Origin of the sequence: Variovorax paradoxus (genome assembly GCF_030815975.1) — a bacterium.
Taxonomy (GTDB): domain Bacteria; phylum Pseudomonadota; class Gammaproteobacteria; order Burkholderiales; family Burkholderiaceae_C; genus Variovorax; species Variovorax paradoxus_N.
In genome coordinates this window covers 2329726-2355770 of sequence record NZ_JAUSXL010000002.1, presented here as the reverse complement: position 1 = coordinate 2355770, position 26045 = coordinate 2329726, and the positions used below count along the sequence as shown (strand labels likewise).

The following is a 26045-nucleotide window of genomic DNA, read 5'->3' as shown; positions in this document are numbered from 1 at the left end:
CTGGCTGCGCAAACCCTGACAACGAGACGAGACGAGACGACACAAGACGACAAACCGACGAACGAACGGAGACACAGGATGAACAACAACAGCATCAGCAGCAGCAGCAGTACGCCGCAGGCGCCCCTGCAGGCGCATCAACTGGTCCGCCGCACCATCGCCCTGGTGCTGGCCGGTGGCCGAGGCTCCCGCCTCAAGCAGCTGACCGACCGGCGCGCCAAGCCGGCCGTGTACTTCGGCGGCAAGTTCCGCATCATCGACTTCGCGCTGTCGAACTGCCTGAACTCCGGCATCCGGCGCATGGCGGTGGTCACGCAGTACAAGTCGCATTCGCTCATGCGCCACCTGCAGCGCGGCTGGAGCTTCCTGCGCGCCGAGCTCAACGAGATGGTCGACGTGCTGCCCGCACAGCAGCGCGTGGGCGACGAGCACTGGTACCGCGGCACGGCCGACGCGGTGTTCCAGAACCTCGACATCATCCAGACCCGTTCCACCAAGCACGACTACGTGGTGGTGCTGGCCGGCGACCACATCTACAAGATGGACTACTCGATCATGGTCAAGGACCATGCCGAACGCGGCCTGGGCTGCACGGTCGGCTGCATCGAGGTGCCGCGCATGGAAGCCACCGCCTTCGGCGTCATGCATGTGGACGACGGGCGCCAGATCACGGCCTTTCTCGAGAAGCCGGCCGACCCGCCCGCCATGCCGGGCCACCCCGACGTGGCGCTGGCGAGCATGGGCATCTACGTGTTCGATTCCGAGTACCTCTACCAGCTGCTCGAGGAAGACAACGCCAACCCCGATTCGAGCCACGACTTCGGCAAGGACATCATCCCGCGCGCCGTGGCGCAGGGCCGTGCGCTGGCCCATCCGTTCAGCATGTCGTGCGTCACGCGCGCTTCGCGCGGGCCCGACGCCAAGGCCTACTGGCGCGACGTGGGCACGATTGATGCATTCTGGGCAGCCAACCTCGACCTGGCCTCCATCACGCCCGAACTCGATATTTATGACACAGACTGGCCCATCTGGACCTACCAGCGGCAGCTGCCGCCGGCCAAGTTCGTGCTCGATCGCGAGGGCCGGCACGGCATGACGGTCAACACCATCGTCTCGGGCGGCTGCATCGTCTCGGGCTCCAAGGTCAGCAGCTCGGTGCTGTTCTCGGGCGTGCGCATCCATTCGTTCTGCGACATCAACGAGGCCGTGCTGCTGCCCGATGTCGAAGTCGGCCGCGGCTGCAAGCTCAACCGCGTGGTGATCGACCGTGGCTGCGTCATTCCGGACGAGATGGTGATCGGCGAAGATGCCGAGGCCGATGCCGCGCGCTTCGAGCGCACGCAGGCCGGCGTGGTGCTGGTCACCCGCGAAATGCTCAAGCGCCTGGCTGCCTGAGGCGCAACGCTCCCCGATGCGAATCCTCCAGGTCAGCGCCGAACTCTTCCCTCTGCTCAAGACCGGTGGCCTCGCCGACGTGGCCGGCGCGCTGCCGCTCGCCCTCATGGCCGCCGAACAGGACGCACGGGTGCTGCTGCCTGGCTTCCCGGCCATCCTGGCCGGCGTGCACGACCTGGCGCCGGTGGCCGAATTCACGGCGCCGTGGGGCCGGGAGCGCTTCGCGCTGCGCGCCGGCCACATCGACATCGACGGTGCGCCGCCGATTCCCGCCTACGTGATCGATGCACCGGCGCTCTACGACCGGCCCGGCAATCCCTACGAAGACAGCACGCGCCAGCCCTATGGCGACAACCACCGGCGCTTCGCGCTGCTGGGCTGGGCCGCGGCCCAGCTCGCGCAGGGGCTCGATCCGGCCTGGCAGCCCGAGGTCGTGCATGCGCACGACTGGCATGCGGGGCTCGCGCCGGCCTACCTGCACTTCGCGCGGCGGGCCGGCGCGCCCCGCGTGGGCAGCGTGTTCACGGTGCACAACCTGGCCTACCAGGGCATCTCGGCACCATGGAACTTTGCCGACCTCGGCCTGCCGGCGCCGGCGTTCCACATGAACGGCCTCGAATACCACGGGCAGGTGTCGTTCATGAAGGGCGGCCTCTACTTCGCGGACCGCCTGACCACCGTGAGCCCGACCTACGCCCGCGAGATCCAGACGCCCGAGCAGGGCTTCGGCCTGGACGGCCTGCTGCGGCTGCGCGGCGACGCGCTCACGGGCATCCTCAACGCGGTCGACCACCAGGTCTGGAACCCCGCCACCGACACCGCGCTGGTGCAGGGCTACCACACGCCCGAAGGCCGCCACATGGCAGGCAAGGCGCGCTGCAAGGCGGTGCTGCAGCACCAGCTCGGACTGGCCGAACGCGCCGACGCGCCGCTCTTCATCCTGGTCAGCCGGCTCACCGAGCAGAAGGGCCTGCACCTCGTGCTCGGCGGCCTCGACACCCTGCTGGCCGAAGGCGGGCAGCTCGCGCTGCTGGGCAGCGGCGAGGACCGGCTCGAGGAAGCCTTCCGCCAGCGCGCGGCGGCCGCGCCCCGCTCGGTCAGCGTCACCATCGGCTACAACGAAACGCTGGCGCACCAGCTCTTCGGCGGCGGCGACGTGACGCTGGTGCCCTCGCTCTTCGAGCCCTGCGGCCTCACGCAGATGTACGGCCTGAAGTACGGCAGCCTGCCGCTGGTGCGCCGCGTCGGCGGGCTGGCCGACACGGTGGTCGACAGCACGCTTGAAGACATGGCCAGCGGCGAAGCCACGGGCTTCGTGTTCGACCGCTTCGACGCCGCCGACTACGATCGCGCGCTGCGCCGCGCCTTCGCGCTCTACCAGCGCGCACCCGACTGGCGCCGCGTGCGCGGCAACGCCATGCGGCGCCCGGCCGACTGGGCCAGCGCGGCCGACCAGTACATCGCGGTCTACCGGCAGGCGCTCGAGTCCGCCGGCACCTGAAAGCGCCGCGGCACACAACCCCCACCACTCTTCACCGAAGCCCATGACCATCAAAGACTTCGCCTACGACCATCCCGACCGCGACGTGGCCGCGTTCAAGCGCGCAGTCGCCAACAAGCTGATCTATGCGGTCGGCAAGGACCCTGTCGCAGCCAGCCAGGACGACTGGCTGCACGCCACCGCGCTGGCCGTGCGCGACCAGCTGGTCGAGCGCTGGATGGCGACCACGCGCGCCAACTATGCGCAGGACCTCAAGCGCGTCTACTACCTCTCGATGGAGTTCCTGATCGGGCGCACCTTCACCAACGCGCTGCTGGCGGTCGATCTCTACGACACGGTGCGGGAAGCCCTGGCCGACTTCGGCGTGGACATGGCGGCGCTCGCCGAGCGCGAGCCCGATGCGGCGCTCGGCAACGGCGGCCTCGGCCGGCTCGCGGCCTGTTTTCTCGACTCGATGGCCACGCTCGGCGTGCCGGGCATGGGCTACGGCATCCGCTACGAATACGGCATGTTCCGCCAGCGCATCGTCGACGGCCAGCAGATCGAGACGCCCGACTACTGGCTCACGCGCGGCAACCCCTGGGAGTTCCAGCGGCCCGAGGTGAACTACCGCGTGCGCTTCGGCGGCCACGTGCAGAAGCGCGAGGGAAAGAACGCGCCCTACGGCGCGGCCGACTGGGTCGACACGCACGACGTGCTCGCCGTGGCCTACGACACCATCATTCCGGGCTACGGCACGCAGGCCACCAACACGCTGCGCCTGTGGTCGGCGCGCGCCACCGAGGAGATCGACCTCTTGGCCTTCAACCGCGGCAACTACATGGCGGCGGTGGAGAGCAAGAACCACTCCGAGAACGTCTCGCGCGTGCTCTACCCCGACGACTCCACGCCCTCGGGCCGCGAGCTTCGGCTGCACCAGGAATATTTCTTCTGCAGCGCGAGCGTGCAGGACCTGCTGCGGCGGTACCTCCGCAACCACAAGAGCTTCGACCAGCTGGCCGACAAGGTCAGCATCCACCTGAACGACACGCACCCGGTACTCGCGGTGCCCGAGCTCATGCGCCTGCTGCTCGACGAACATGGCCTGCCATGGGACGTGGCCTGGGCCCACACGCAGAAGGTGTTCAGCTACACCAACCACACGCTGATGCACGAGGCGCTGGAAACCTGGCCGGTCGAGATGCTCGGGCGCATCCTGCCGCGGCACCTGCAGATCATCTACGACATGAACGCGAAGTTCCTCGCCGCCGTGACGCAGAAGGCCGGCAACGACGTCGGGCTGCTGCGCCGGCTCTCGCTGGTCGACGAGGCGGGCGAGCGCCGCGTGCGCATGGCCTACGTGGCGGTGCTCGCGAGCCATTCGATCAACGGCGTGTCGGGCCTGCATTCGGAACTCATGAAGCAATCGATCTTCGCGGACTTCGCGAAGATCTTTCCCGAGCGCTTCAACAACAAGACCAACGGCGTCACGCCGCGGCGCTGGCTCGCGCAGGCCAACCCGGCGCTCGCGGCGCTGCTCGACCAGCGCCTGGGCAGCGGCTGGCGGCGCGACCTCTCGCAGCTCGAGGCGCTGCGGCCGATGGCGGCCCAGTCCGCCTTCGCGCGCGCCTTTCGCCATGCCAAGCGCGAGAACAAGCTGCGCCTGGCCAACTGGGTCGAGCAGCATATGGGCCTGGTGCTCGACACCGACGCGATGTTCGACGTGCAGGTCAAGCGCATCCACGAATACAAGCGGCAGCTGCTCAACGTGCTGCATGTGGTGTCGCGCTACCACCGCATCCTCGATGCGCAGGCCGCGGGCACTCCGATCGACATCGTGCCGCGCGTGGTGGTGTTCGCCGGCAAGGCCGCATCGGCCTACCAGATGGCCAAGCTCGTGATCCGGCTGATCAACGACGTGGCGAGCACCATCAATGCCGATGCGCGCGTGGGCAAGCTGCTGAAGGTGGTGTTCCTGCCGAACTACAGCGTGAGCCTGGCCGAGATCATCATGCCGGCGGCCGACTTGTCGGAGCAGATCTCGACCGCGGGCACCGAGGCCTCGGGCACCGGCAACATGAAGTTCGCGCTCAACGGCGCGCTCACCATCGGCACGCTCGACGGCGCCAACGTGGAGATGCGCGACAACGTGGGCGCCGAGAACATCTTCATCTTCGGCAACACCACGCCGCAGGTGGCCGACATCCGCGCGCACGGCTATCAGCCGCGCGACATCTACGAGGAGAACGCCGAGCTCAAGCGCGTGCTCGATGCCATCCGCGACGGCGCGTTCTCGCCCGGCGAGCCCTCGCGCTACCAGGGCATCTACGACGCGCTGGTGAACTGGGGCGACCACTACCTGCTGCTGGCCGACTACGCGAGCTACGTCGCAAAGCAGGCCGAGGTCGATGCGCTGTACCGCGACCCCGACGCCTGGACGCACATGGCCATCCTGAACGTGGCGGGCATGGGCGCGTTCTCTTCGGACCGCACCATTGCGCAGTACGCGCACGAGATCTGGCACACCAAGCCGGTGGTGCTGGGCTGAGCCTGCCGCGGTGCGGCGCTAGCCGATGCGCAACGGCGGCGCGCGCCGGCGTATCGGCTGCATCTTGACGATGGCCGTGTGCGTCTCGGCCTTGTCGACGATGCGGTCCAGCACCTGGTCGAGCTGCTCGATGGAGCGCACGAACAGGCGCGCGATGTAGCAGTCTTCGCCCGTGACCTTGTCGCACTCGCCGAATTCGGGCGTGTTCTCGATCAGCTTCTGCACCGCCTGCAACTGTCCGGGCAGCGGACGGATGCGCACGATCGCCTGCAGCTGGTAGCCCAGCGCCTTCGGATCGATCTCGACCGTGTAGCCGCGGATCACGCGGCGCTCTTCGAGCCGCCGAAGCCGCTCCGAAACGCTCGGTGAAGACATGCCGACGCGCGCGGCCAGGTCTTTCAGCGAGATGCGCGCGTCCTGCAGCATCACCTCGAGAATCTTTTGTTCGACCTCGTCCAGCATTTCAGATCCTTTGGACACATCGGGCCCTTGCCTTGTTTTCTTAGCCTCGAATGGATTTTTCCCTTCGGAAAATCATAGGCCCGGTGCCGCTTCGATGGCAACCTGAGCCTTGCTTCACAAGAATTCCGATCATGCAAAGACAGACGCGGGGCGCACTCGAAATGGGTGCGGCCATGGTGATCTCGGGAACCATCGGCTGGTTCGTCATCCGCTCCGGCCAGCCGCTGGCCGACCTGCTGTTCTGGCGCTGCGCCTTCGGCGCCCTCACGCTGCTCGCGGTGTGCGCCGCGCTCGGGCTGCTTCGCAGGCGGGTGCTGACGCTGCGCGTGGTCGCGCTGGCCGCCTTGGGCGGTGCCGCGCTGGTGCTCAACTGGCTGCTGATCTTCGCGTCGTTCTCGCATGCGTCGATCTCCATCGCCACGGCGGTCTACAACACCCAGCCATTCATGCTGGTGGGCCTTGGCGCCCTGTTCTTCTCGGAGCGGCTGACCGCGCCCAAGCTGGCCTGGCTGGGCATCGCGTTCGCGGGCGTGCTGCTGATTGCCGAGGCCAAGCCGGGCGGCAGCGGCCATGGCGCCTCGTATGGGCTGGGCATCCTGATGGCGCTGGGGGCCGCGTTCTTCTACGCCATTGCAGCCATCGTCGCAAAGCAGCTCGACGGCACGCCGCCCCACCTGATCGCACTGGTCCAGGTCTGCGTGGGCAGCGTGCTGCTGGCGCCGTTCGCCAACCTGGCGGAGCTTCCAAAGAATGCCGGGGTGTGGGGCACGCACCTGGCCATGGGCGTGGTCTACACGGGGCTGGTCTTCACGCTGCTCTACGGCGCGATCCAGAAGCTCCCGACGCACATGGCGGGCGCGCTGTCCTTCATCTATCCGGTGGTGGCGATCGGCGTGGACTACCTGGCTTTCGGCCAGCGGCTGCATCCCGCGCAGCTCCTGGGCGCTGCCGCGATCCTGCTGGCGGCCGCGGGCATGACGCTGGGCTGGGCGCTGCCGGGCCTGAAGAAACGCGCGCCATCGGCGCCCGATTGAGCCGGTCGGACCCGGTCGTCCGGGCCTGGCGTCAGCGCGGGGCCGGCGGCGGCTGGCCTTCTGCGGGCGCCTCGGTCACGAAGCCGATGCGGCTCAGGCTCGCCTTGTTCGCGATGCCCATCAGCGCCACCAGCTTGCCGTAGGGCACGGCCTGGTCGGCGCGCAGCTGTACTTCGGTGTCCTTGCTGTCGGCGGCGGCCTTCTGCAGCCGGGCGGCCAGTTCCTCATCCGTCACCGCCTGGTCGTTGAAGAAGGTTCTGCCCGAGGCATCGACGGACACGCTCACGAACTTGGGCGTGTCGTTGGGCTGGCCGGCGTCGGTCTGCGGCAGGTCGAGCTTGATCGAGCTCGCCATCAGCGGCGCGGTGATGATGAAGATCACCAGCAGCACCAGCATCACGTCGACCAGCGGCGTGACGTTGATGTCGGACAGCGGCCGCTGCCCGCCGGCCCCCGTCGCGCGCCCGCCGCCGGCGGCGCTGCTGCCCAGGGAGGTGCGACCGAAGGCCATGGTTCGTGTGCTCCGTCCGGCTAGGCCGACACCGGCATGGGCCGCGCGGGCGGCGGCGCGGCGGGTGGCGGCGGGCTGCCGAAGCTGCCGAGCAGGTCGTGCGCAAAGCCCTCGAGCTCGGCTTCGATGCGGCCGATGACGCGGCCGAACACGTTGTAGGCCAGCACGGCCGGAATCGCCACGGCCAGGCCGAAGGCCGTCATCACCAGCGCCTCGCCCACCGGGCCGGCCACCTTGTCGATGGTGAAGCCGCCGGTCTGGCCGGCAATGCCCGACAACGCACCGTAGATGCCCCACACGGTGCCCAGCAGGCCCACGAAGGGCGCCGTGGCGCCGACCGTGGCCAACAGAATCTGACCGGACTGCAGGCGCCGCAGCGCACCATGCAGCGCCCCGCGCAGCGCCCGCGTGAGCCGCTGGTTGCGGTCGCCGGTGGTGGCGCCGAGCGTTGCATTGCCTGTATCTGCTGCCGCCGCATTCCTGATGGCGCTCACCGCCGGCCCCACCAGCGTGGCGCGGTCGAAGGCCTGGAGCCGCTGCTGCGCATCGGCGAGCGTGGCCGATTGCCAGAATGCCGCGATGCTGCGCAGCACGTCGCGCGTGCCGCCGCGCAGCAGCCAGGCTTTCCAGAGAATCACCACCCAGCTCGAGATCGACATGGCCAGCAGCAGCGCCGCCACCGAACGGCTGACGCCGTCGCCATGGGTGAGCAATTCGAGAACGCTCATCGTTCTTTCAGCGCAGATCCAGCACGTCGAACATGTCGAACAGGCCCGCCTTCTGGCCGGCCAGGAAGCGCACGGCGCGCAGCGCGCCCTGCGCGTAGGTGACACGGCTGGCCGACTTGTGGGTGATCTCGATGCGCTCGCCGGTGCCCGCGAACAGCACGGTGTGGTCGCCCACGATGTCGCCGCCGCGGATGGCGGCAAAGCCGATGGTCGACGGATCGCGTTCGCCGGTAATGCCTTCGCGGCCGTAGACGGCGCATTCCTTCAGGTCGCGGCCCAGCGCCTCGGCAATGACCTCGCCCATCTTGAGCGCGGTGCCCGAGGGCGCATCGACCTTGTGGCGGTGGTGCGCCTCGATGATCTCGATGTCGTAGCCCGTCGAGAGCGCCTTGGCCGCCATTTCGAGCAGCTTGAAGGTGACGTTGACGCCCACGCTCATGTTGGGCGAGACCATGATCGCGATGTCCTTCGCGATCTCGGCGATCTCGGCCTTCTGCGCGTCGCTGAAGCCGGTGGTGCCGATCACGGCCTGCACGCCGAGTTCGCGGCAGATGGCAAGGTGCGCGAGCGTGCCTTCGGGCCGGGTGAAGTCGATGAGCACCTGCGCGTCCTGGAGGCCGGTGCGCAGGTCGGACACGATCGGCACGCCGCTCGTGAAACCGAGGAACGCGGCCGCATCGGCGCCGATGGCCTGGCTGCCCGCCATGTCGAGCGCGCCGGCCAGGCGGCAATCGGGCGCCTCGCGCACCGCTTCGACCAGCATGCGGCCCATGCGGCCCGAGGCGCCCGCGACCGCGATGCGCCGCAGCGCGGGCGTGGAGGACTCGGAAGGAGACGAAGAAGAAGAAGTGGAAATGGATTCAGTCACGCGGATTCAGCCTTCGAAATTGGCATGGAGACCGGCACGCGTCCGCCTGGCCGGCGGGTGCGCCCGCCCTCGCCCTCTGCTTGGCGCGTGCTCAGCGCGCGGCTTCGAGCGGGGGATACGCGGCAGGAAGCGGCGGCAGGCTGGTTGCCGTGGTGGTGGCATCGGCCTTTTTGCTGCCGTCTTCCTTGGGGGCGAATTTCTTGAGCTCTTCTTCCGACGCTTCGAGCGGCGGCACCTTGCCGCTCTTCTTGCGGGTGTCGAGCGTGGCGACGAATTCTTCCTCGCTGGGCATCGGGTCGCCCTCGAAACGCTCGAGCAGCTCGCCGTTGAAGAAGACGGTCAGGCGGCGTTCCTGGGGATCGACGCCCTGGCGCTTGATCGTGAAGACGTAGTCCCAGCGATCCTTGTGGAAGACGTCGGTCAGCAGCGACGTGCCGAGGATTTCACGCACTTGCTGGCGCGACATGCCGGGCTTGAGCGCCTCGACCTGTTCCTTCGACACGAAGTTGCCCTGGACCACTTCGACCTTGTAGGGCGTGATGGCCGTCAGCGCACCACGCGTGCGATCGCTGAAGCCGCTGCAGGCGCCGAGGCAGAACGTCGCGGCGACGGCCGCAGCCAGCAGCCAGGGACGGCGTTGGAGAATGGCAGGCATGGGAAGAAAAAGGGGGTAGCGATATGATCAGCCATTGTAGCGGCTGGCCCTTTTGGGCCCGTCCGCAGCCCAGGGCGCAGGAACCATCATGGCCAACATCGACGAACTCAAGAATACCGGCCTCAAGGCCACTCTGCCACGCCTGAAGATCCTCGAGATCTTCCAGACCGGCAGCCAGCGCCACATGACGGCCGAAGACGTCTTTCGCGTGCTCCTGAACGAGCACTCCGACATCGGCCTGGCCACCGTCTACCGCGTGCTGACGCAGTTCGAGCAGGCCGGCATCCTCGAGCGCAGCCATTTCGAAAGCGGCAAGGCGGTCTACGAGCTCAACGAGGGCACGCACCACGACCACCTGATCTGCACCTCGTGCGGCAAGGTCGAGGAGTTCTACGACGCCGAGATCGAGCGCCGCCAGCAGATGATTTCCAAGGACAAGGGCTGGATCCTGCAGGACCACGCGATGTCGCTCTACGGCCTGTGCGGCGACTGCGTCAGCAAGAGGTAAATGGCCCCCCGGCTTTTCACTTCGCTTCGCTGCGTGTAACTCCACCCCCCGAGGGGGAGGCGCGGCCCGCCTTGGGGCGGCCCGGCGGCGGCCGCATGTCCCGCAGCGCCGCGCGCCCTTCATTCGCCGTCGCGGCCGCTTTCCATCGCCTTGTGGTGGCGCGCCACGAAATCGGCATAGGTGTCGATGCCGCGCAGCTGCAGGATCGAGTTGCGCACGGCGGCCTCCACCAGCACGGCGATGTTGCGTCCGGCCACCACCTGGATGATGACCTTGCGCACCGGAATGCCCAGCACGTCCTGCGTGAGCGGCGCCGAGGGCATGCGCTCGTAGTCGCGCTCGAAGCTGTCGCGCCGCACCAGGTGCACGATGAGCTTGAGCCGCATCTTCCGCCGCACCGCCGTCTCGCCGAAGATCGCGCGGATGTCCAAGAGGCCGATGCCGCGCACCTCCAGCAGGTTGAGCAGCAGGTCGGGGCAGCGGCCCTCGATGGTGTTCTGGTTGATGCGGAAAAGGTCGACTGCATCGTCGGCCACCAGGCCGTTGCCGCGCGAAATCAGTTCCAGCCCGAGCTCGCTCTTGCCGAGCCCGGATTCGCCGGTGATCATGACCCCCATGCCCAGGATGTCCATGAACACCCCGTGCATCGAGGTGCGTTCCGCGAAATGCTTGGACAGGTAGGCGCGCAGCAGGTCGATCACGAAGGCCGACGACTCGCGGGTGGCGAACAGCGGCAGCTGTGCGCGCTCGCAGATCGATAGCAGCTCGTCCGGCGCGGCCTGGCCGTCGGCCAGCACCAGCATAGGCGGCTCCAGCGTGACGATGCGGGCAATGCGCCGGGCGCAGTCTTCCTGGCTGCCGCGCGTCAGGTAGGCCACTTCGCGCGCGCCCAGGATCTGAACGCGGTACGGATGGATGTAATTGAGGTAACCGACCAGATCGGCCGCCGACTGGGCGCGGCTGATGACTTCAGGGTCGAACTGGCGCTCTGACGCCCCGAGCCCGGCGAGCCATTCCCAGCGGAGCGACCCGCGGAATTCCTCGAACATGGCATCGGCACTGATGACGGTCGGCTTCATGCGTAGGGAGATGGCGCTGCGCGCCTAGTTGGAGGCCGGCCAGAATACCGCGGAACCGGCCCTGCGGGACCGCAGGAGCCTGCGGGCAGGCACTTCAGGCGACTTGCGTCGATTGCCAGCCGGCAATGAGTCCGTGCAGTTCGGCCGCGTCGGTGCTCGACTTGATCTGCTCGCGCAGGTTGGCGTCACTCAGCAGTTCGGCGATCTCGGAGAGGATTTCGAGGTGCTTCTGCGTGGCCGCCTCGGGCACCAGCAGGAAGATCAGGAGCCCGACGGGCTGCTCGTCGGGCGCGTCGAAACCGATCGGGTTTGCCAGCTGGAAGACCGCGGCCATGGGGGCCTTGAGGCCCTTGATGCGACCGTGCGGAATGGCCACCCCGTGCCCGAGCCCGGTGGAGCCGAGGCGTTCGCGCGCAAACAGGCTGTCGGTGATCAGGGCGCGGCCGAGGCCATGAAGGCTCTCGAACAGCAAGCCGGCTTCTTCGAAAGCACGTTTCTTGCTGGTAGCGTCAACGCTCACAAGCACTTGAGCGGGCGGCAGGATGGACGCGAGGCGATTCATGGTGGGGCAAGGGCGGGGGCGATTATGCACCTGCTTGGTAAAAACCCCCACTCCCGTTACTTACTTTTTGGCTACATGTTGCCCGGAGGCCTCGCACCCGTGTCAGCGCCGGTAACAGGAACAGGCAGCAAAAAGCCGCCCGGAGGCGGCTTGTCGGCAGGGGCCGCAGCCCGTGCCCGTGGCCTACATCACGCGCTTGGGCGCGGCGTGATGGTGGTCTTGCAGGCGGTCCTTGTGGCGCACCACCTGGCGGTCGAGCTTGTCGACCAGTTCATCGACCGCAGCATAGAGATCAGCGTGGCTCGACTCCGCGAACATGTCGTTACCCTTGACGTGAATGTTGCACTCCGCCCTTTGGCGGCGTTCCTTTTCCTTCTGCTTTTCCACCGTGAGGAGCACCTTCACATCGACCACCTGGTCGAAGTGCCGTGTGATCCGGTCCAGCTTGCTCGTGACGTAGGTACGCAAGGCAGGTGTGACGTCGAGGTGATGACCGCTGATCGTCAAATTCATGAATGACCTCCTGAGAATTGACGGTTGGGGAAAATGGCCCCGCTTCGGGATGAGGCGTGGCCGGCGAAACAGGTGGGGTTGGGGGGAGAAGAGGGAAAGAAGAGAAAAGAAGGGACGGTCGATTCACTATGCCCAAGCTGTCATGGTATTGCAATAGCTGACTTCTCCGGGTGGCGGCCGCCTGCGGGCGATGCTCCCCTGCGCTAGTGATTCCATAGCTGCCCGCGCATGCTGGCCCGCCGATGCAGCACTTTGGCAGCAAGTGTTTCAGTGCGTGACCACCGGTGACCCTGCCAGGCGAAGGGCCTGCCGGTTCAGCTCCAGGCGGCGCGCATGCGGTTGCGCAAATCGATCACCGCGGCCGGCGGCGGCACTGCGGGCGGGCGCTCGGGCGGCGGCGGCCAGGTCTGCTGCTCGAAGCCCGCGAGATCGCGTTCGGAAATGAAGCGCGTGCGGTTGGCATACAGGTGCCGGTCGCCGCGCACGGCCTGCTGCGTCACGTAGAAGCGCTGCGGCACCAGAAGATGCAGGTGGTCGCGCGCCCGCGTCATTGCCACGTAGAGCAGCCGCCGCTCCTCTTCGAGTTCATGCGCACCCTGCGCCACGTCGGCCGGCAGGCAGCCGTCGACCACGTTGAGCACATGCACCGAATTCCACTCCTGCCCCTTGGCCGAGTGGATGGTGGACAGGATCAGGTAGTCCTCGTCGAGCGAGGGCGGACCCGGCCTGTCGCTGGTGGCGTCGGGCGGATCGAGCGTGAGTTCGGTCAGGAAGCGCTCGCGCGAGCCGTAGCCCGAGGCCAGCCGCGCCAGCTGCTCGACGTCGCCGCGCCGCACGCCGGAGGGGTCGTCGTAGAGCCGGTCGAGGTGCGGCAGATACCAGCGCACCGCCAGCTCCACATCGGCCGGCCACGGCGGCGAGGGCGCGCACAGCGCGGCATAGGCCTCGGCAAACACCGCCCATTCCGCGCGGGCGGCGGGTGGCGGCACGAACTCGCGCACCGCGGCCACCGGATCGGCGGCCTGGTCCATCGCATCGAGCAGCCGCGCGCCGGTGGCGGGCCCGATGCCCGGGATGAGCTGCGTGACGCGAAAACCCGCGATGCGGCCGCGCGGGTTCTCGGCGAAGCGCAGCACCGCGAGCAGGTCCTTCACATGCGAGGCCTCGAGAAACTTGAGGCCGCCATACTTCACGAACGGAATGTTGCGGCGCGCCAGTTCCAGTTCGAGCGGCGCACTGTGCGTGGAGGCGCGAAACAGCACCGCCTGCGACTTGAGCGCCAGGCCGCCCTCACGGTGCGCCAGCACCTTGTCGGCCACCCAGACGGCCTGCTGCGCCTCGTCGGGCACCAGCACCAGTTGCGGCCGGCCCGCCGACGGCTTGTCGGTCCAGAGCGTCTTGGCATGCCGCTCGGCGGCCTGCGCGATGACGCGGTTCGAGACATCGAGAATCGGCTGGGTCGAGCGGTAGTTGCGCTCCAGCGTGACCACGCGCGCAGCCTGCGAGAACTGCGACGGAAAGTCGAGGATGTTACGTACCGTTGCGCCGCGAAACGAGTAGATCGACTGCGCATCGTCGCCCACCACCGTCACGCCGCGGCCATCGGGCTTGAGCGCGAGCAGGATCGAGGCCTGCAGCAGGTTGGTGTCCTGATATTCGTCGACCAGTACATGGTCGAAGCGCGCGCCGACCAGCGCCGCCAGCGCGGGCTCGGCCACCATGCCGGCCCAGTAGAGCAGCAGGTCGTCGTAGTCGAGCACGTTCTGCTGCTGCTTGGCCTCCACGTAGGCGCCGAACAGGCGCTTGAGTTCGGCTTCCCACTCGGCGCACCACGGAAAGGCCTCGGCCAGCACATCGGCCAGCGGCGCGCGCGTGTTGACACAGCGCGAATAGATCGAAAGGCAGGTGCCCTTGCGCGGAAAGCGGTTCACGCTCGACGACAGCCCGAGCTCGTGGCGCACCAGGCCCATCAGGTCCTCGGCGTCGCCGCGGTCGTGGATCGTGAAGTGGTCGTTCAGGCCGATGTGCGCGGCGTATTCGCGCAGCAGGCGCGCGCCGATGCCATGGAAAGTGCCGGCCCACGGCAGCGCGGGCGGCTTGTCGGACTTGAGCCCGAGCACGCGCGCCAGCACCTGGCCCGCCCGGCGCTCCATTTCCTGCGCCGCGCGGCGCGAGAAGGTCAAAAGCAGCAGGCGCTGCGGATCGACGCCGCCGGCAATGAGGTGCGCCACCCGGTGCGCCAGCGTGCTGGTCTTGCCCGAGCCCGCGCCGGCGATCACCAGCAGCGGCCGCTCGTCGCGCCCGGTCAGCGTGCCGACGCCGTGCTCGACGGCGGCGCGCTGCTCGTCGTTGAGCCCCGAGAGCGCCGCGGCCAGGCGCTCGGCCTGGGTGGTGCCGGTGGTGCCAGTGGTGCCGACGGTGGAAAAAACGGGGAGCGCAGCGGTCTGCATGGCCGCGACTTTACTGTATGTCCATCCAGATCGGCGGCCTTGCCGCCACACGGCCGATGACATAATCGCCCCTCGCTGCAACTGGAGACCGCATCATGGAAACCGCACCGTCTCGGCAGCTTTCAACTCCCGCGTTCTGACGTCTCGGGCCCGGGGATTGAAAGCACACCTCCCTCGCCCCATCGCCTCAGCCATTTCACGGGAGTGAGCCCATGCTCAATATCTTTACGCTCGCCAACGGCCGCCTTGTCCAGGAAGAGATCGAGGCGCTCGAGGAGCTTTCCAAGTTCCAGCCGATCTGGGTCGACCTCGAATCGCCCACGCTCGAGGAAAAGCGCTGGATCAAGCAGTACTACGGGCTCTCGATTCCCGAAGACGCGATGGACGAGGACATCGAGGAGTCGGCCCGCTTCTACGAGGAAGACAACGGCGAACTGCACATCCGCTCCGACTTCTTGATCGACGACGACGAAGACCCGCGGTCGGTGCGCGTGGCCTTCATCCTGAACCAGCACAACACCGAGCTTCGCAGCCGCGGCGTGCTGTTCTCGATCCACGACGAAGACGTGCCGGTGTTCCGGCTGCTGCGCATGCGTGCGCGCCGCGCGCCCGGGCTCATCGAGGATGCGAAGGAAGTGCTGCTCAAGCTGTTCGACGCCGACGCCGAATACTCGGCCGACACGCTCGAGAACATTTATGACGAACTCGAGATCGCGGGCAAGAAGGTGCTCGAAGGCAACGTCAGCGACGAACTGGCCGGCGAGGTGCTGGGCGCCATCGCGCGCCAGGAAGACTTGAACGGCCGCATCCGCCGCAACGTGATGGACACGCGCCGCGCGGTGAGCTTCATGATGCGCAGCCGCATGCTCAATGCCGAGCAGTTCGAGGAGGCGCGGCAGATCCTGCGCGACATCGAATCGCTGGACAACCACACGGCCTTCCTGTTCGACAAGATCAACTTCCTGATGGATGCGACCGTCGGTTTCATCAACATCAACCAGAACAAGACCATCAAGATCTTCTCGGTGGCCAGCGTGGCGCTGCTGCCGCCCACGCTGATCGCGAGCATCTACGGCATGAACTTCAAGCTCATGCCCGAACTCGACTGGTCGCTGGGCTATCCGTATGCGCTGGCGCTGATGGCTGCGAGCGCGCTGGTGCCGATGTGGTACTTCCGCCGGCGCGGCTGGCTCAAGTAGCGGCGAGCGTTTCGGAGGAAGGCGGCAGCGTGGCCAGCCACGCGCTCGCCAGCGCAAGGCTGTAGCGGCTCGCCACCTCGGCGACGAAGCGCGCGAAGTCGCCATGCGCCGCATCGTCCGCGCGGTCCGAGATCGTCCGCATCGCCGCAAACGGCACGCCGTAGTCGTGGCACACCTGCGCCACTGCCGCGCCTTCCATTTCGACCGCGAGCGCATCGGGCAGGCTGCGCCGCAACGCAGCGCTCTCGGCGGCCGTGGACACGAAGCGATCGCCGCTCACCAGCAAGCCCCGGTGCACCTTCGGCGACCGGAGGCCGAACTCATCGACGGCCTTTTGCCCTACCAAAGCCACCGGGTCGCGCAACGCTTCTTCGGCAACGGCCGCCAACGCATCGCTGACTGCGGTGTCGGCCGCGAAGCGCGAAAGGCCCATCAGCGGCACCTCGTACTTCGGGAAGATCGGCGAGGCATCGAGGTCGTGCTGCAGCAGCTGCGTTGCGACCACCACGTCGCCGACGTTCACGCCCGCCGCGAGCCCGCCGGCAACGCCCGTGAACACGATCGCCCGCACGCCGAAGCGCTCGAGCAGCACCGTGGCCGTCACCGCCGCCGCGACCTTGCCGATGCGCGACAGCACGGCCACCACCGGCTGGCCGTGCAGGTGGCCGACCCAGAAGTCGCGCCCCGCGGTGCGCACGCGCTGCTCGTCCGGCATCTGCGCGAGGAGCGCGCTCAACTCCTCGTGCATGGCAGCGACGATGGCAACGGGCGCGTTCATCGGCTACTTGATATCCACGCCATAGAAAGTGTGGCGGCCGAAGGGACTCAATTTGAAGTCGACGACCTCCTTGCGCACCGGCTTCAGCTGCACCGCATGGGCGATGGTGAACCACGGCGCCTGTTCCTTGAAGATGAGCTGCGCCTTCTTGTAGAGCGCGTCGCGGTCGGCCTGTTTGGTCGCGCTCTTGGCCTTCAGCACCAGGTCTTCGTAGGGCTGGTAGCAGAACTTGGAGATGTTGCTGCCGCTGGCCGACTTGGCCGAGGAACAGCCCAGCAGCGTGTAGAGGAAGTTGTCCGGATCGCCGTTGTCGCCGGTCCAGCCCAGCATGCCCATCTGGTGCTCGCCGGCCTGCAGGCGCTTGCGGTACTCGCCCCACTCGAAGCTCTTGATCTCGGCCTTGACGTTGATCTTGGCAAGGTCGGCCTGCATCAGCTCGGCGATGCGCTTGGCGTTCGGGTTGTAGGGCCGCTGCACCGGCATGGCCCACAGGTCGGTAGCGAACCCATCGGGGAAGCCGGCCTGCGCCAACAGCTTCTTCGCGGCTTCGGGGTCGTAGGGATCGTCCTTGACCGCATCGTTGTAGGACCACATGGTGGGCGGGATCGGGTTCTTCGCGGCCACTCCCGTCGACAGGTACACGCCGTCGATGATCGCCTTCTTGTTGATCGCCATGTTGATGGCCTTGCGCACGCGCACATCGTCGAAGGGCTTCTTGGTGGTGTTGTACGAGAGGTAGCCGACGTTGAGGCCGGGCTGCTCGAGCACCTGCACGTTCGGGTCCTTCCGGATCGCGTCGAGGTCGGCCGGGTTCGGGTACGGCATGACGTGGCATTCGCCCTTCTGCAGCTTGGCCCAGCGCACCGAGGCGTCGGGCGTGATCGCGAACACCAGGTCGTCGATCTTCGCCTTGCCGCCCCAGTACTGCGGGAAGGCCTTGAAGCGGATGACCGCGTCCTTCTGGTACTGCACGAGGTAGAACGGACCGGTGCCGATCGGATCCTGGTCGACCTTCTCGGGCGTGCCGGCCTTCAGCATCGCGATGGCGTATTCCTTCGACTGGATGCCTGCGTACTGCATCGCGAGGTTGGCAAGGAACGGCGCCTCGGCCTGGTTGAGCACGATCTTCACCGTGTATTCGTCGACGCGGTCCACCGACTTCAGCAGCTTGGGCATGCCCATGTCGTTGAAGTAGGAGTGGTTCTGGCTCGTGACCTTGAAGAAGGGATCGCTCTCCTTCCACTGCCGCTCGAGCATGAAGATGAAGTCGTCGGCGTTGAAGTCGCGCGTGGGCTTGAAGCTCTTGCTGGTGCTGTGCCACTTCACGCCCTTGCGCAGGTGGAAGGTGTACTGGGTGCCGTCGGCCGAGATGTCCCATTTTTCCGCCAGGCCGGGGACGACCTTGGTGCCGCCGCGCTCGAACTCGACAATGGTGTTGTAGACCTGCGTGGTCACGTCGAACGAAGTGCCGGTGGTGTTCACGCCCGGATAGAAGTTCTCTGGGCTGCCCTCCGAGCAATAGACCAGCGTCTTGGCGGACACGGTGCCCGAGGCCAATGCGAGCACGGCGAGTGCCGCCGGCGCGAGCAGCACGGCAAGCCTGGACGAGCGGCGCGAAACGGATGACTGAGTGGTCTTCATGGCAACTCCTTGGGACACGGTTGAAGTGAACTAGGTGTTCGCCGCCAGGGGCGCGACGAACGGCGGGGACAAGGGCAGATCGGCGCTGACCGGCGGCGTGCCATCGAGAAACTTCTCGGCGTAGTGGCAGGCCACCAGCCGCTCGTCGAGCGCGCGCAGCAGGGGCCGCTCCTCGCGGCAGCGCTGCGTCGCGTGCGGGCAGCGCGTGTTGAAGACGCAGCCCGAAGGCGGATCGAGCGGCGACGGCAGCTCGCCCTTGAGCACGATGCGCTGGCTGCTGAGCCCGGGCGTGGACGCCAGCAGCGCCTGCGTGTAGGGATGCAGCGGCCGCGCGAAGATGCGCGCCTTGGGGCCCTGCTCCACCGCATGGCCGAGGTACATCACGAGCACGTCGTGCGCGATGTGCCGCACCACGCCCAGGTCGTGCGAAATGAAGAGATAGGCCAAGCCCAGTTCGGCCTGCAGATCGGCCAGCAGGTTCAGCACCTGCGCCTGGATCGACACGTCGAGCGCCGACACCGGCTCGTCGGCCACCAGCAGGCGCGGCTCGAGCATGAGCGCACGCGCAATGGCGATGCGCTGGCGCTGGCCGCCCGAGAACATGTGCGGATAGCGGTTCGCATGCTCGGGGCGCAGGCCCACGCGCGCCAGCATCTCGCGCGCCTTGGCGGCCCGCTCGGGCTTGCCGAGGGTGGTGTTGATGGCGAGCGGATCCTCGAGCACCGCACTGATCCTCTTGCGCGGATTGAGCGAACCATAGGGGTTCTGGAACACCAGCTGCACGGCCTGGCGCAGCTCGCGCCGGCGCTCGGACGGCGGATCCACCGCATCGTGGCCGACCAGCGTGAGCTGCCCTGCCGTCGGCTTCTCGATCAGCGCAACCATGCGCGCGAGCGTGGACTTGCCGCAACCCGATTCGCCGACCACCGCGAGCGTTCGGCCGCGCTCGATGCGAAACGAGATGTCGCCCACCGCGCGCAACTGCGCAGGCGCGCGGAACATGCCGCGCCGCACGGCATAGGTGCGCTGCAGGTTGCGCGCCTCCACGACGACGTCGCCGATGACATCGCCGCCGACATCGCCGTTCATGGCAGCGCCTCCACGGCCTGCTGCCGCGGCCGGTCGGCCTCGATGGCCGCCATGCGCCCGGGCTCGCCGAGCGGGAAATGGCAGCGCACCTCGGCGCCCGGCTGCGACGCCACCGCGCGCAGCGCCGGCTGCACGTTGCAGGCTTTGGTCGTGACATAGCTGCAGCGCGGCGCGAACAGGCAGCCCGCCGGCCGGTCGTGCACGCCCGGCACCACGCCCGCGATGGTGGCAAGCCGCCCTTCGGGTGCCGCACGTTCGGGCAGCGCGGCCAGCAGGGCCTCGGTATAGGGATGCTGCGGATTCGCAAAGAGCCGGTCGACGCGTTGCTGCTCCATCACCTGGCCGGCATACATCACGGCAATGCGCTGCGCCATTTCGCTGACCACGCCCATGTTGTGCGTGATGAGCACCAGCGCCATGCCGCGCTCTTTCTGCAGTTCGCGCAGCAGGTCGAGGATCTGCGCCTGGATCGTCACGTCGAGCGCGGTGGTCGGCTCGTCGGCGATCAGGAGGCGCGGATTGCAGGCAATGGCCATCGCGATCATCACGCGCTGGTTCATGCCGCCCGAGAGCTGGTGCGGATAGCTGCCCAGGCGCGACGACGCAGCGGGTATGCCGACCTGTTCGAGCAGTTCGGTCGCGCGCTTCTTCGCCGTGCGCCGGTCCAGATGCAGGTGCAGCCGCAGCGTTTCCATCAGCTGGAAGCCGATGGTGAAGCAGGGGTTGAGGCTGGTGGTGGGCTCCTGGAAGATCATGGCCACCTCCTTGCCGACCAGCGCGCGGCGGGCCTTGTCGGAGATGCCGAGCAGTTCCTTGCCCGCAAAGCGCATGTGCTCGGCGCGCACGCGGCCCGGAAAGCCCACGAGGCCCATCAGCGCCATCATCGTCACGCTCTTGCCCGAGCCCGATTCGCCGACGATGCCGAGCACCTCGCCCTCCTCGAGCGTGAGGCTCACGCCATCGACGGCGTGCAGCACGCCGCCCTGCGTCGGAAATTCGACGTGCAGGTCCCTGATGTCCAGAAGCATGTTCATCGCTTGAGCTTCGGGTCGAGCGCATCGCGCAGCCCGTCGCCGAGCAGATTGAAAGCCAGCACCGCCGCAAGGATCGCGAGCCCCGGAAAGGTGACGACCCACCAGGCGCGCAGCACGAACTCGCGCGCATCGGCCAGCATCGTTCCCCACTCGGGCGACGGCGGCTGGGCGCCAAGGCCGAGAAAGCCGAGCGCGGCCGCGTCGAGGATGGCGGTCGAGATGCCGAGCGAGGCCTGCACGATGAGCGGCGCCGCGCAGTTGGGCAGCACCTCGCTGAACATCAGGCGCAGCGTGCCGGCGCCGCTCACGCGTGCCGCGGTCACGTAGTCGCGCGACACTTCGGCGATGACGGCCGCGCGGGTGATGCGCACATAGTGCGGCAGCACCACGATCGCCACTGCGAGCATGGCGTTGACCAGCCCCGGCCCGAGGATCGCGACAATCACGATGGCGAGCAGCAGGCTCGGCAAGGTCAGCACGATGTCCATCAGCCGCATGATCGCGATCTCGAGCACGCCGCGGAAGAATCCCGCAACCAGGCCGAGCACGACGCCCGCCACCACCGACAGCGCCACCACGGCCACGCCGATCGACAGCGACAACCGCGCACCGAACATGAGGCGCGAAAGAATGTCGCGCCCGATGGCATCGGTGCCCAGCAGGTAGCTGGCGGAGCCACCCTGCTGCCACGCCGGCGGCAGCAGGAAGACGGCGCTGTTGGTTTCGTTCGGCGCATGCGGCGCGATCCACGGCGCGAACAGCGCCACGAGCAGCAGCACCGCGATGGTGGCAAGCCCGATGACGGCGCCGCGGTTGGCCGAGAAGGCGGTCCAGAACTCGCGCCACGGGCCGGGCGGCGCCTTGCTCGCCTCGAGCGGGGAAACGATGTCGGTCGAGGCCATGTTCAGCGCCGGATCCTGGGGTTGATGACGCCATAGGTCAGGTCGACCAGCAGGTTGACCACCATCACGATGCCGCCCAGCAGCAGCATGCCGCCCTGCAGCACCGGATAGTCGCGCCGGCCGATGGCCTCGATGAGCCACTTGCCGACACCGGGCCACGAGAAGATGGTCTCGGTGAGAATCGCGCCCGTGAAGAGCACGCCCACCTGCAGCCCGATCACCGTGACCACCGGAATCAGCGCATTGCGCAGCGCGTGCAGCCCCACCACGCGAAAACGCGAGAGCCCCTTGGCGCGCGCGGTGCGGATGTAGTCTTCGCCCAGCACCTCGAGCATGGCCGAGCGCGTCATGCGCGCGATGACCGCGAGCGGCACGGTGCCGAGCACGATGGCCGGCAGAATCAGGTGATGCAGCGCCGACCAGAAGGCGCCGGTGTCGCCGGCGCGCAGCGCGTCGATCAGCAGAAAGCCTGTTTCGGGTTCGATGAAGTACTGCACCGCAATGCGGCCCGACACGGGCGTCCAGCCCAGCTGCACCGAGAAGAACAGGATCAGCAGCAGCCCCCACCAGAAGATGGGCATCGAATAGCCGGTCAGCGAGGTGGCCATCACGCCATGGTCGAAGATGGAATTGCGCCGCACCGCCGCCAGGATGCCCGCCGGAAGCCCCAGCAGCAGCGCAAAGGCAATCGCGCACACGGCAAGCTCGACCGTGGCAGGGAACAGCGCGAGAAACTCGTTCGCGACCGACTCCTGCGTGATGATCGACTTGCCGAGATCGCCATGCAGCACGCGGCCGATGTAGATGCCGTACTGCACGATCACCGGCTTGTCGAAGCCGTAGGCCGTGCGCAGCTGGGCGTGGCGCGCGGGGTCGATCCCGCGCTCGCCGGCCATGGTTTCGATCGGGTCGCCCGGCACCAGCCGGATGAGGAAGAACGCAAGCAGCGTCATGCCGATGAAGGTCGGCACCAGCAAGCTCACGCGCGTGAGGAGGAAGCGAAGCATCGATCCGCAATATGCAAGATCGATGCCGCGGCCCTACCCGGGCCGAACCCTTACTTCTTTAGGTCGCGCAGCTCGCGCCGCAGGATCTTTCCGACCGGCGTTTTCGGAAGATCGGTACGAAACTCCACGGTTCGCGGCTGCTTGTAACCCGTAAGGTTTGCTCTGCAGTATTCGCGCACCTGCGCTTCGGTCAGCGATTCGTCCTTCTTGACGATCACGAGCTTGACGGCTTCGCCGGTCTTGTCGTCCGCCACGCCGACCGCCGCGCATTCGAGCACGCCCGGAATCTGCGCCACCACGTCCTCGACCTCGTTCGGATAGACGTTGAAGCCCGAGACCAGGATCATGTCCTTCTTGCGGTCGACCACCTTGAAGTAGCCGCGCTCGTCGACCACGCCGATGTCGCCGCTCTTGAAGTAGCCGTCGGGCGTCATGACCTTGGCGGTTTCGTCGGGCCGCTGCCAGTAGCCGGCCATCACCTGCGGTCCCTTGATCGCGATTTCGCCGGGCTGGCCCCGCGACACTTCGCGGCCCTCGTCGTCGAGCAGCCTGAGCCAGGTGCTCGGCAGCGGCAGGCCGATGGTGCCGGTGTAGGCCTTGCTGTTGATCGGGTTGCAGGTGGCCGAGGGCGAGGTTTCCGAGAGGCCATAGCCCTCGCAGATCGGGCAGCCGGTCTTCTCGAGCCAGAGCTTCGCGACCGCCGCCTGCACGGCCATGCCGCCGCCCACCGAGACCTTGAGGTTCTTCCAGTTGACGGTGTTGAAGTCCGGGTGGTTCGCGAGGCCGTTGAACAGCGTGTTGACTGCGGGAAAGCTGTGGAACGTGTGCTTGGACAGTTCCTTCAGCACGCCCGCGAGGTCGCGCGGATTCGGAATCAGGATCAGCTTGCCGCCCGTGCGCATGTTCAGCATCATGCCCACGGTGAAGGCAAAGATGTGATACAGCGGCAGCGCGCACACGCTCGTGGGCTGCTCGCCGGCCGGCACCTGTGCCATCGCGGGTTCGTTCCAGGCTTCGGACTGCAGCACGTTCGCAATGACGTTGCGGTGCAGCAGCACGGCCCCCTTCGAAACGCCGGTGGTGCCGCCGGTGTACTGCAGCACGGCCACGTCGTCGGGACCGATGGCCGGCGCCTGCAGCGTGCGGCCCGCGCCTTGGTCGAGCGCGTCGTTGAAGCGCACCGCGCCCGACAGGCTGAAGTGCGGCACCAGCTTCTTCACGTTGCGCACCACGTAGTTGACCAGCGCGCCCTTGAGGAAGCCGAGCCGGTCGCCCATGGCGGCGAGCACGATGTGCTTGATGGGCGTGGCCGCGATGCATTTCTGCAGCGTGGTGCCGAAGTTCTCCATGATGACGATGGCCTTCGCGCCCGAGTCCTTGAGCTGGTGCTCGAGTTCGCGCGGCGTGTACAGCGGATTCACGTTCACCAGGATCAACCCGGCGCGCAGGATGGCCGCGACCGCGATCGGATACTGCGGGCAGTTGGGCATCATGACCGCGACGCGGTCGCCCTTGGCCAGCCCCAGCCCCTGCAGGTAGGCGCCGAAGGCCTTGCTCAGCTTGTCGGTCTCCGCATAGCTGACGTCCTTGCCCATGAAGCTGTAGGCCGTGCGGTCGGCGTACTTTGCAAAGCTCTCCTCCATGAGGCCGACCAGCGAGGAATACTGCGAAGCGTCGATATCGGCGGGCACGCCTTGCGGATAGCTGCTGAGCCAGGGGCGGTCGGTCATGGGTGTGTCTCCTCGGAATCGCGTGTTTTTGAAACGAAAGCGGCGCACGAAATGGCGCCGCGATGATCGTGCCCGCAATGCGGGCTGGACCTTCGGCCTATTCGATGGCCTTGCCCATATCTTCCACTACTTTCTTCGCATCCCCAAAGACCATCATGGTCTTGTCCATGTAGAAGAGTTCGTTGTCCAGGCCGGCGTAGCCCGCCGCCATGGAGCGCTTGTTCACGATCACCGTCTTGGCCTTGTAGGCTTCGAGAATCGGCATGCCGTAGATCGGGCTGCCCTTGGTGAGCGCCGCCGGGTTCACCACGTCGTTGGCCCCCAGGATGATCGCCACGTCGGCCTGGCCGAACTCGCCGTTGATGTCTTCCATCTCGAACACCTGGTCGTAAGGCACCTCGGCCTCGGCCAAGAGCACGTTCATGTGGCCCGGCATGCGGCCGGCCACCGGGTGGATCGCGTACTTGACGGTGATGCCCTTTTGCGTGAGCTTCTCCGCGAGTTCCTTCACCGCATGCTGGGCACGCGCCACGGCCAGGCCGTAGCCCGGCACGATCACCACCGTCTCGGCATTGCCCAGCACGAAGGCCGCATCGTCGGCGCTGCCGCTCTTGACCGGGCGCTGCTCCTTGGCGGCGCCGGCCGCGCTGACCGCCTCGCCGCCGAAGCCGCCCAGGATCACGTTGAAGAACGAGCGGTTCATGGCCTTGCACATGATGTAGCTCAGGATCGCGCCCGACGAGCCCACCAGCGAACCGGCCACGATCAGCATCGCGTTGTTCAGGCTGAAGCCGATGCCCGCGGCCGCCCAGCCCGAGTAGCTGTTGAGCATCGACACCACCACCGGCATGTCGGCGCCGCCGATCGGGATGATGATGAGCACCCCCATCACGAAGGCCAGCGCCAGCATCGCGAAGAAGGCCGGCCAGCTTTCGGTGGCCATGAACACCAGCCCCAGCCCGATCATGGCCAGGCCGAGCACGAGGTTCAGCATGTGCTGGCCCGCGAACTGCACCGGCGCGCCCTGGAACAGCCGGAACTTGTAGGTGCCCGAGAGCTTGCCGAAGGCGATGACCGAGCCGCTGAAGGTGATGGCGCCGATGGCCGCCCCCAGGAACAGCTCGAGCCGGTTGCCGGCGGGAATGGCCGCGCCCTTGGCGATGCCTTCGAGCATGGCCGCGGGTTCGACCACGGCCGCGACCGCAATGAACACCGCCGCCAGGCCGATCATGCTGTGGAAGAAGGCCACCAGCTCGGGCATCTTGGTCATCTCGACCGTCTTGGCGCGGTAGGCGCCGTAGCCGCCGCCGACCACCAGCCCCAGCAGCACCCAGGCCAGACCCATCAGGTGGCCGCCGGCCAGGTTGTAGATCAGCGCCCCGGTGGTGACCACCGCAATGGCCATGCCGGCCATGCCGAAGAGGTTGCCGCGGATCGAGGTGGTGGGATGGGAGAGGCCCTTCAGGGCCTGGATGAAGCAGACGCTCGCAACGAGGTACAGCAGCGTGACGACGTTCATGCTCATTGGGCGGCTCCCGATTCAGCCTTGGGTGGGGCAGTCTTCTTCTCTTTCTTCTTGAACATCTCGAGCATGCGCCGCGTGACCAGGAAGCCGCCGAAGATGTTCACCGCCGCAAGTGCCACCGCGAGCACGCCCATGGTCTTGCCCAGCGTGGTCTCGGTGAGCGCGGCCGCCAGCATGGCGCCCACGATCACGATGGCCGAGATGGCGTTGGTCACGGCCATCAGCGGCGTGTGCAGCGCGGGCGTGACGGTCCACACCACGTGGTAGCCCACGTAGATGGCCAGCACGAAGATGATGAGGTTGATGACGGTATGGGAAACGGGATCCATGATTTCTTCTCCTCGCGT

General features: G+C 67.2%; 24 protein-coding genes. 6 read left to right on the top strand and 18 right to left on the bottom strand.

Going from position 1 to position 26045, the window contains the following annotated elements:
• The first annotated feature begins 78 nt into the window (after positions 1-78).
• The 3 genes from glgC to QFZ47_RS14815 are packed head-to-tail and all read left to right on the top strand — an operon-like array spanning position 79 to position 5423.
• The gene (gene glgC / locus QFZ47_RS14825) at positions 79-1395 is read left to right on the top strand and encodes a glucose-1-phosphate adenylyltransferase (RefSeq protein ID WP_307656350.1); all 1317 of its coding nucleotides are present in this window, start codon (positions 79-81) and stop codon (positions 1393-1395) included.
• 16 nt (positions 1396-1411) lie between these two features.
• Entirely contained in the window at positions 1412-2896 is a 1485-nt protein-coding gene (gene glgA / locus QFZ47_RS14820; protein WP_307656349.1) for a glycogen synthase GlgA, read from the top strand.
• A gap of 43 nt (positions 2897-2939) precedes the next feature.
• On the top strand, positions 2940-5423 hold the full coding sequence (locus QFZ47_RS14815; protein WP_307656348.1) for a glycogen/starch/alpha-glucan phosphorylase: 2484 nt from the start codon (positions 2940-2942) through the stop codon (positions 5421-5423).
• A gap of 18 nt (positions 5424-5441) precedes the next feature.
• Here the strand turns inward: QFZ47_RS14815 and QFZ47_RS14810 are convergent, their stop codons facing one another.
• Complete coding sequence (locus QFZ47_RS14810) at positions 5442-5885, bottom strand: Lrp/AsnC family transcriptional regulator (protein ID WP_307656347.1); 444 nt, start codon at positions 5883-5885, stop codon at positions 5442-5444.
• 131 nt (positions 5886-6016) lie between these two features.
• Between QFZ47_RS14810 and QFZ47_RS14805 the strand changes: the two genes are divergently transcribed.
• Entirely contained in the window at positions 6017-6919 is a 903-nt protein-coding gene (locus QFZ47_RS14805; RefSeq protein WP_307656346.1) for a DMT family transporter, read from the top strand.
• A 31-nt stretch (positions 6920-6950) separates the two neighbouring features.
• Here QFZ47_RS14805 and QFZ47_RS14800 read toward each other — a convergent pair whose 3' ends face one another.
• The 4 genes from QFZ47_RS14800 to QFZ47_RS14785 form a co-directional block, all read right to left on the bottom strand.
• Positions 6951-7430 carry an ExbD/TolR family protein gene (locus QFZ47_RS14800; RefSeq protein ID WP_307656345.1) on the bottom strand — a complete coding sequence of 160 codons (480 nt, stop codon included), beginning with the start codon at positions 7428-7430 and terminating at the stop codon, positions 6951-6953.
• A 20-nt stretch (positions 7431-7450) separates the two neighbouring features.
• Positions 7451-8158, bottom strand: coding sequence for a MotA/TolQ/ExbB proton channel family protein (locus tag QFZ47_RS14795; RefSeq protein WP_307656344.1), 708 nt, complete (start codon positions 8156-8158; stop codon positions 7451-7453).
• Positions 8159-8165: 7 nt separating this feature from the next.
• Entirely contained in the window at positions 8166-8966 is an 801-nt protein-coding gene (gene dapB / locus QFZ47_RS14790; protein ID WP_370880636.1) for a 4-hydroxy-tetrahydrodipicolinate reductase, read from the bottom strand.
• 151 nt (positions 8967-9117) lie between these two features.
• Complete coding sequence (locus QFZ47_RS14785) at positions 9118-9681, bottom strand: outer membrane protein assembly factor BamE (RefSeq protein ID WP_307656343.1); 564 nt, start codon at positions 9679-9681, stop codon at positions 9118-9120.
• Positions 9682-9769: 88 nt separating this feature from the next.
• On the opposite strand from QFZ47_RS14785, the gene fur reads away from it, so the two are divergent.
• Positions 9770-10189, top strand: a complete 420-nt coding sequence (gene fur, locus QFZ47_RS14780; RefSeq protein ID WP_028259096.1) for a ferric iron uptake transcriptional regulator — start codon at positions 9770-9772, stop codon at positions 10187-10189.
• Positions 10190-10308: 119 nt separating this feature from the next.
• Here fur and hprK read toward each other — a convergent pair whose 3' ends face one another.
• The 4 genes from hprK to QFZ47_RS14760 all read right to left on the bottom strand — a co-directional run bounded on the left by hprK (position 10309) and on the right by QFZ47_RS14760 (position 14793).
• Positions 10309-11268 (bottom strand): HPr(Ser) kinase/phosphatase, encoded by a 960-nt coding sequence (gene hprK, locus QFZ47_RS14775; RefSeq protein ID WP_307656342.1) that lies wholly within the window; start codon positions 11266-11268, stop codon positions 10309-10311.
• A 94-nt stretch (positions 11269-11362) separates the two neighbouring features.
• Complete coding sequence (locus tag QFZ47_RS14770) at positions 11363-11830, bottom strand: PTS sugar transporter subunit IIA (protein WP_012745567.1); 468 nt, start codon at positions 11828-11830, stop codon at positions 11363-11365.
• A 183-nt stretch (positions 11831-12013) separates the two neighbouring features.
• Positions 12014-12343 carry a ribosome hibernation-promoting factor, HPF/YfiA family gene (gene hpf, locus QFZ47_RS14765; RefSeq protein WP_012745566.1) on the bottom strand — a complete coding sequence of 110 codons (330 nt, stop codon included), beginning with the start codon at positions 12341-12343 and terminating at the stop codon, positions 12014-12016.
• 314 nt (positions 12344-12657) lie between these two features.
• Entirely contained in the window at positions 12658-14793 is a 2136-nt protein-coding gene (locus QFZ47_RS14760) for an ATP-dependent helicase (protein ID WP_307656341.1), read from the bottom strand.
• 212 nt (positions 14794-15005) lie between these two features.
• Here QFZ47_RS14760 and corA point away from each other — a divergent pair, with 212 nt between their 5' ends.
• Positions 15006-15992 carry a magnesium/cobalt transporter CorA gene (gene corA, locus QFZ47_RS14755; protein WP_012745564.1) on the top strand — a complete coding sequence of 329 codons (987 nt, stop codon included), beginning with the start codon at positions 15006-15008 and terminating at the stop codon, positions 15990-15992.
• On the opposite strand, the gene QFZ47_RS14750 is transcribed toward corA, so the two are convergent.
• The 9 genes from QFZ47_RS14750 to QFZ47_RS14710 form a co-directional block, all read right to left on the bottom strand.
• Positions 15985-16770 (bottom strand): 5'-methylthioadenosine/adenosylhomocysteine nucleosidase, encoded by a 786-nt coding sequence (locus QFZ47_RS14750; RefSeq protein WP_307656340.1) that lies wholly within the window; start codon positions 16768-16770, stop codon positions 15985-15987. The genes corA and QFZ47_RS14750 overlap by 8 nt on opposite strands.
• A 3-nt stretch (positions 16771-16773) precedes the next feature.
• Complete coding sequence (locus QFZ47_RS14745) at positions 16774-18411, bottom strand: ABC transporter substrate-binding protein (protein ID WP_307656339.1); 1638 nt, start codon at positions 18409-18411, stop codon at positions 16774-16776.
• A gap of 30 nt (positions 18412-18441) precedes the next feature.
• Complete coding sequence (locus QFZ47_RS14740) at positions 18442-19500, bottom strand: peptide ABC transporter ATP-binding protein (RefSeq protein ID WP_307656338.1); 1059 nt, start codon at positions 19498-19500, stop codon at positions 18442-18444.
• Positions 19497-20534: an ABC transporter ATP-binding protein gene (locus QFZ47_RS14735; protein ID WP_307656337.1), complete on the bottom strand. Its 1038-nt coding sequence runs from the start codon at positions 20532-20534 to the stop codon at positions 19497-19499. The genes QFZ47_RS14740 and QFZ47_RS14735 overlap by 4 nt, the downstream gene beginning before the upstream one ends.
• Positions 20531-21436 carry an ABC transporter permease subunit gene (locus tag QFZ47_RS14730; protein ID WP_307656336.1) on the bottom strand — a complete coding sequence of 302 codons (906 nt, stop codon included), beginning with the start codon at positions 21434-21436 and terminating at the stop codon, positions 20531-20533. Before QFZ47_RS14730 ends, QFZ47_RS14735 begins: the two co-directional genes overlap by 4 nt.
• A 2-nt stretch (positions 21437-21438) precedes the next feature.
• Positions 21439-22443 carry an ABC transporter permease subunit gene (locus QFZ47_RS14725; protein ID WP_307656335.1) on the bottom strand — a complete coding sequence of 335 codons (1005 nt, stop codon included), beginning with the start codon at positions 22441-22443 and terminating at the stop codon, positions 21439-21441.
• 50 nt (positions 22444-22493) lie between these two features.
• Positions 22494-24173 (bottom strand): long-chain-fatty-acid--CoA ligase, encoded by a 1680-nt coding sequence (locus QFZ47_RS14720; protein WP_307656334.1) that lies wholly within the window; start codon positions 24171-24173, stop codon positions 22494-22496.
• A gap of 97 nt (positions 24174-24270) precedes the next feature.
• Positions 24271-25698, bottom strand: coding sequence for an NAD(P)(+) transhydrogenase (Re/Si-specific) subunit beta (locus QFZ47_RS14715; RefSeq protein ID WP_307656333.1), 1428 nt, complete (start codon positions 25696-25698; stop codon positions 24271-24273).
• Entirely contained in the window at positions 25695-26027 is a 333-nt protein-coding gene (locus QFZ47_RS14710) for an NAD(P) transhydrogenase subunit alpha part 2 (protein ID WP_307656332.1), read from the bottom strand. Before QFZ47_RS14710 ends, QFZ47_RS14715 begins: the two co-directional genes overlap by 4 nt.
• Positions 26028-26045: the final 18 nt, after the last annotated feature.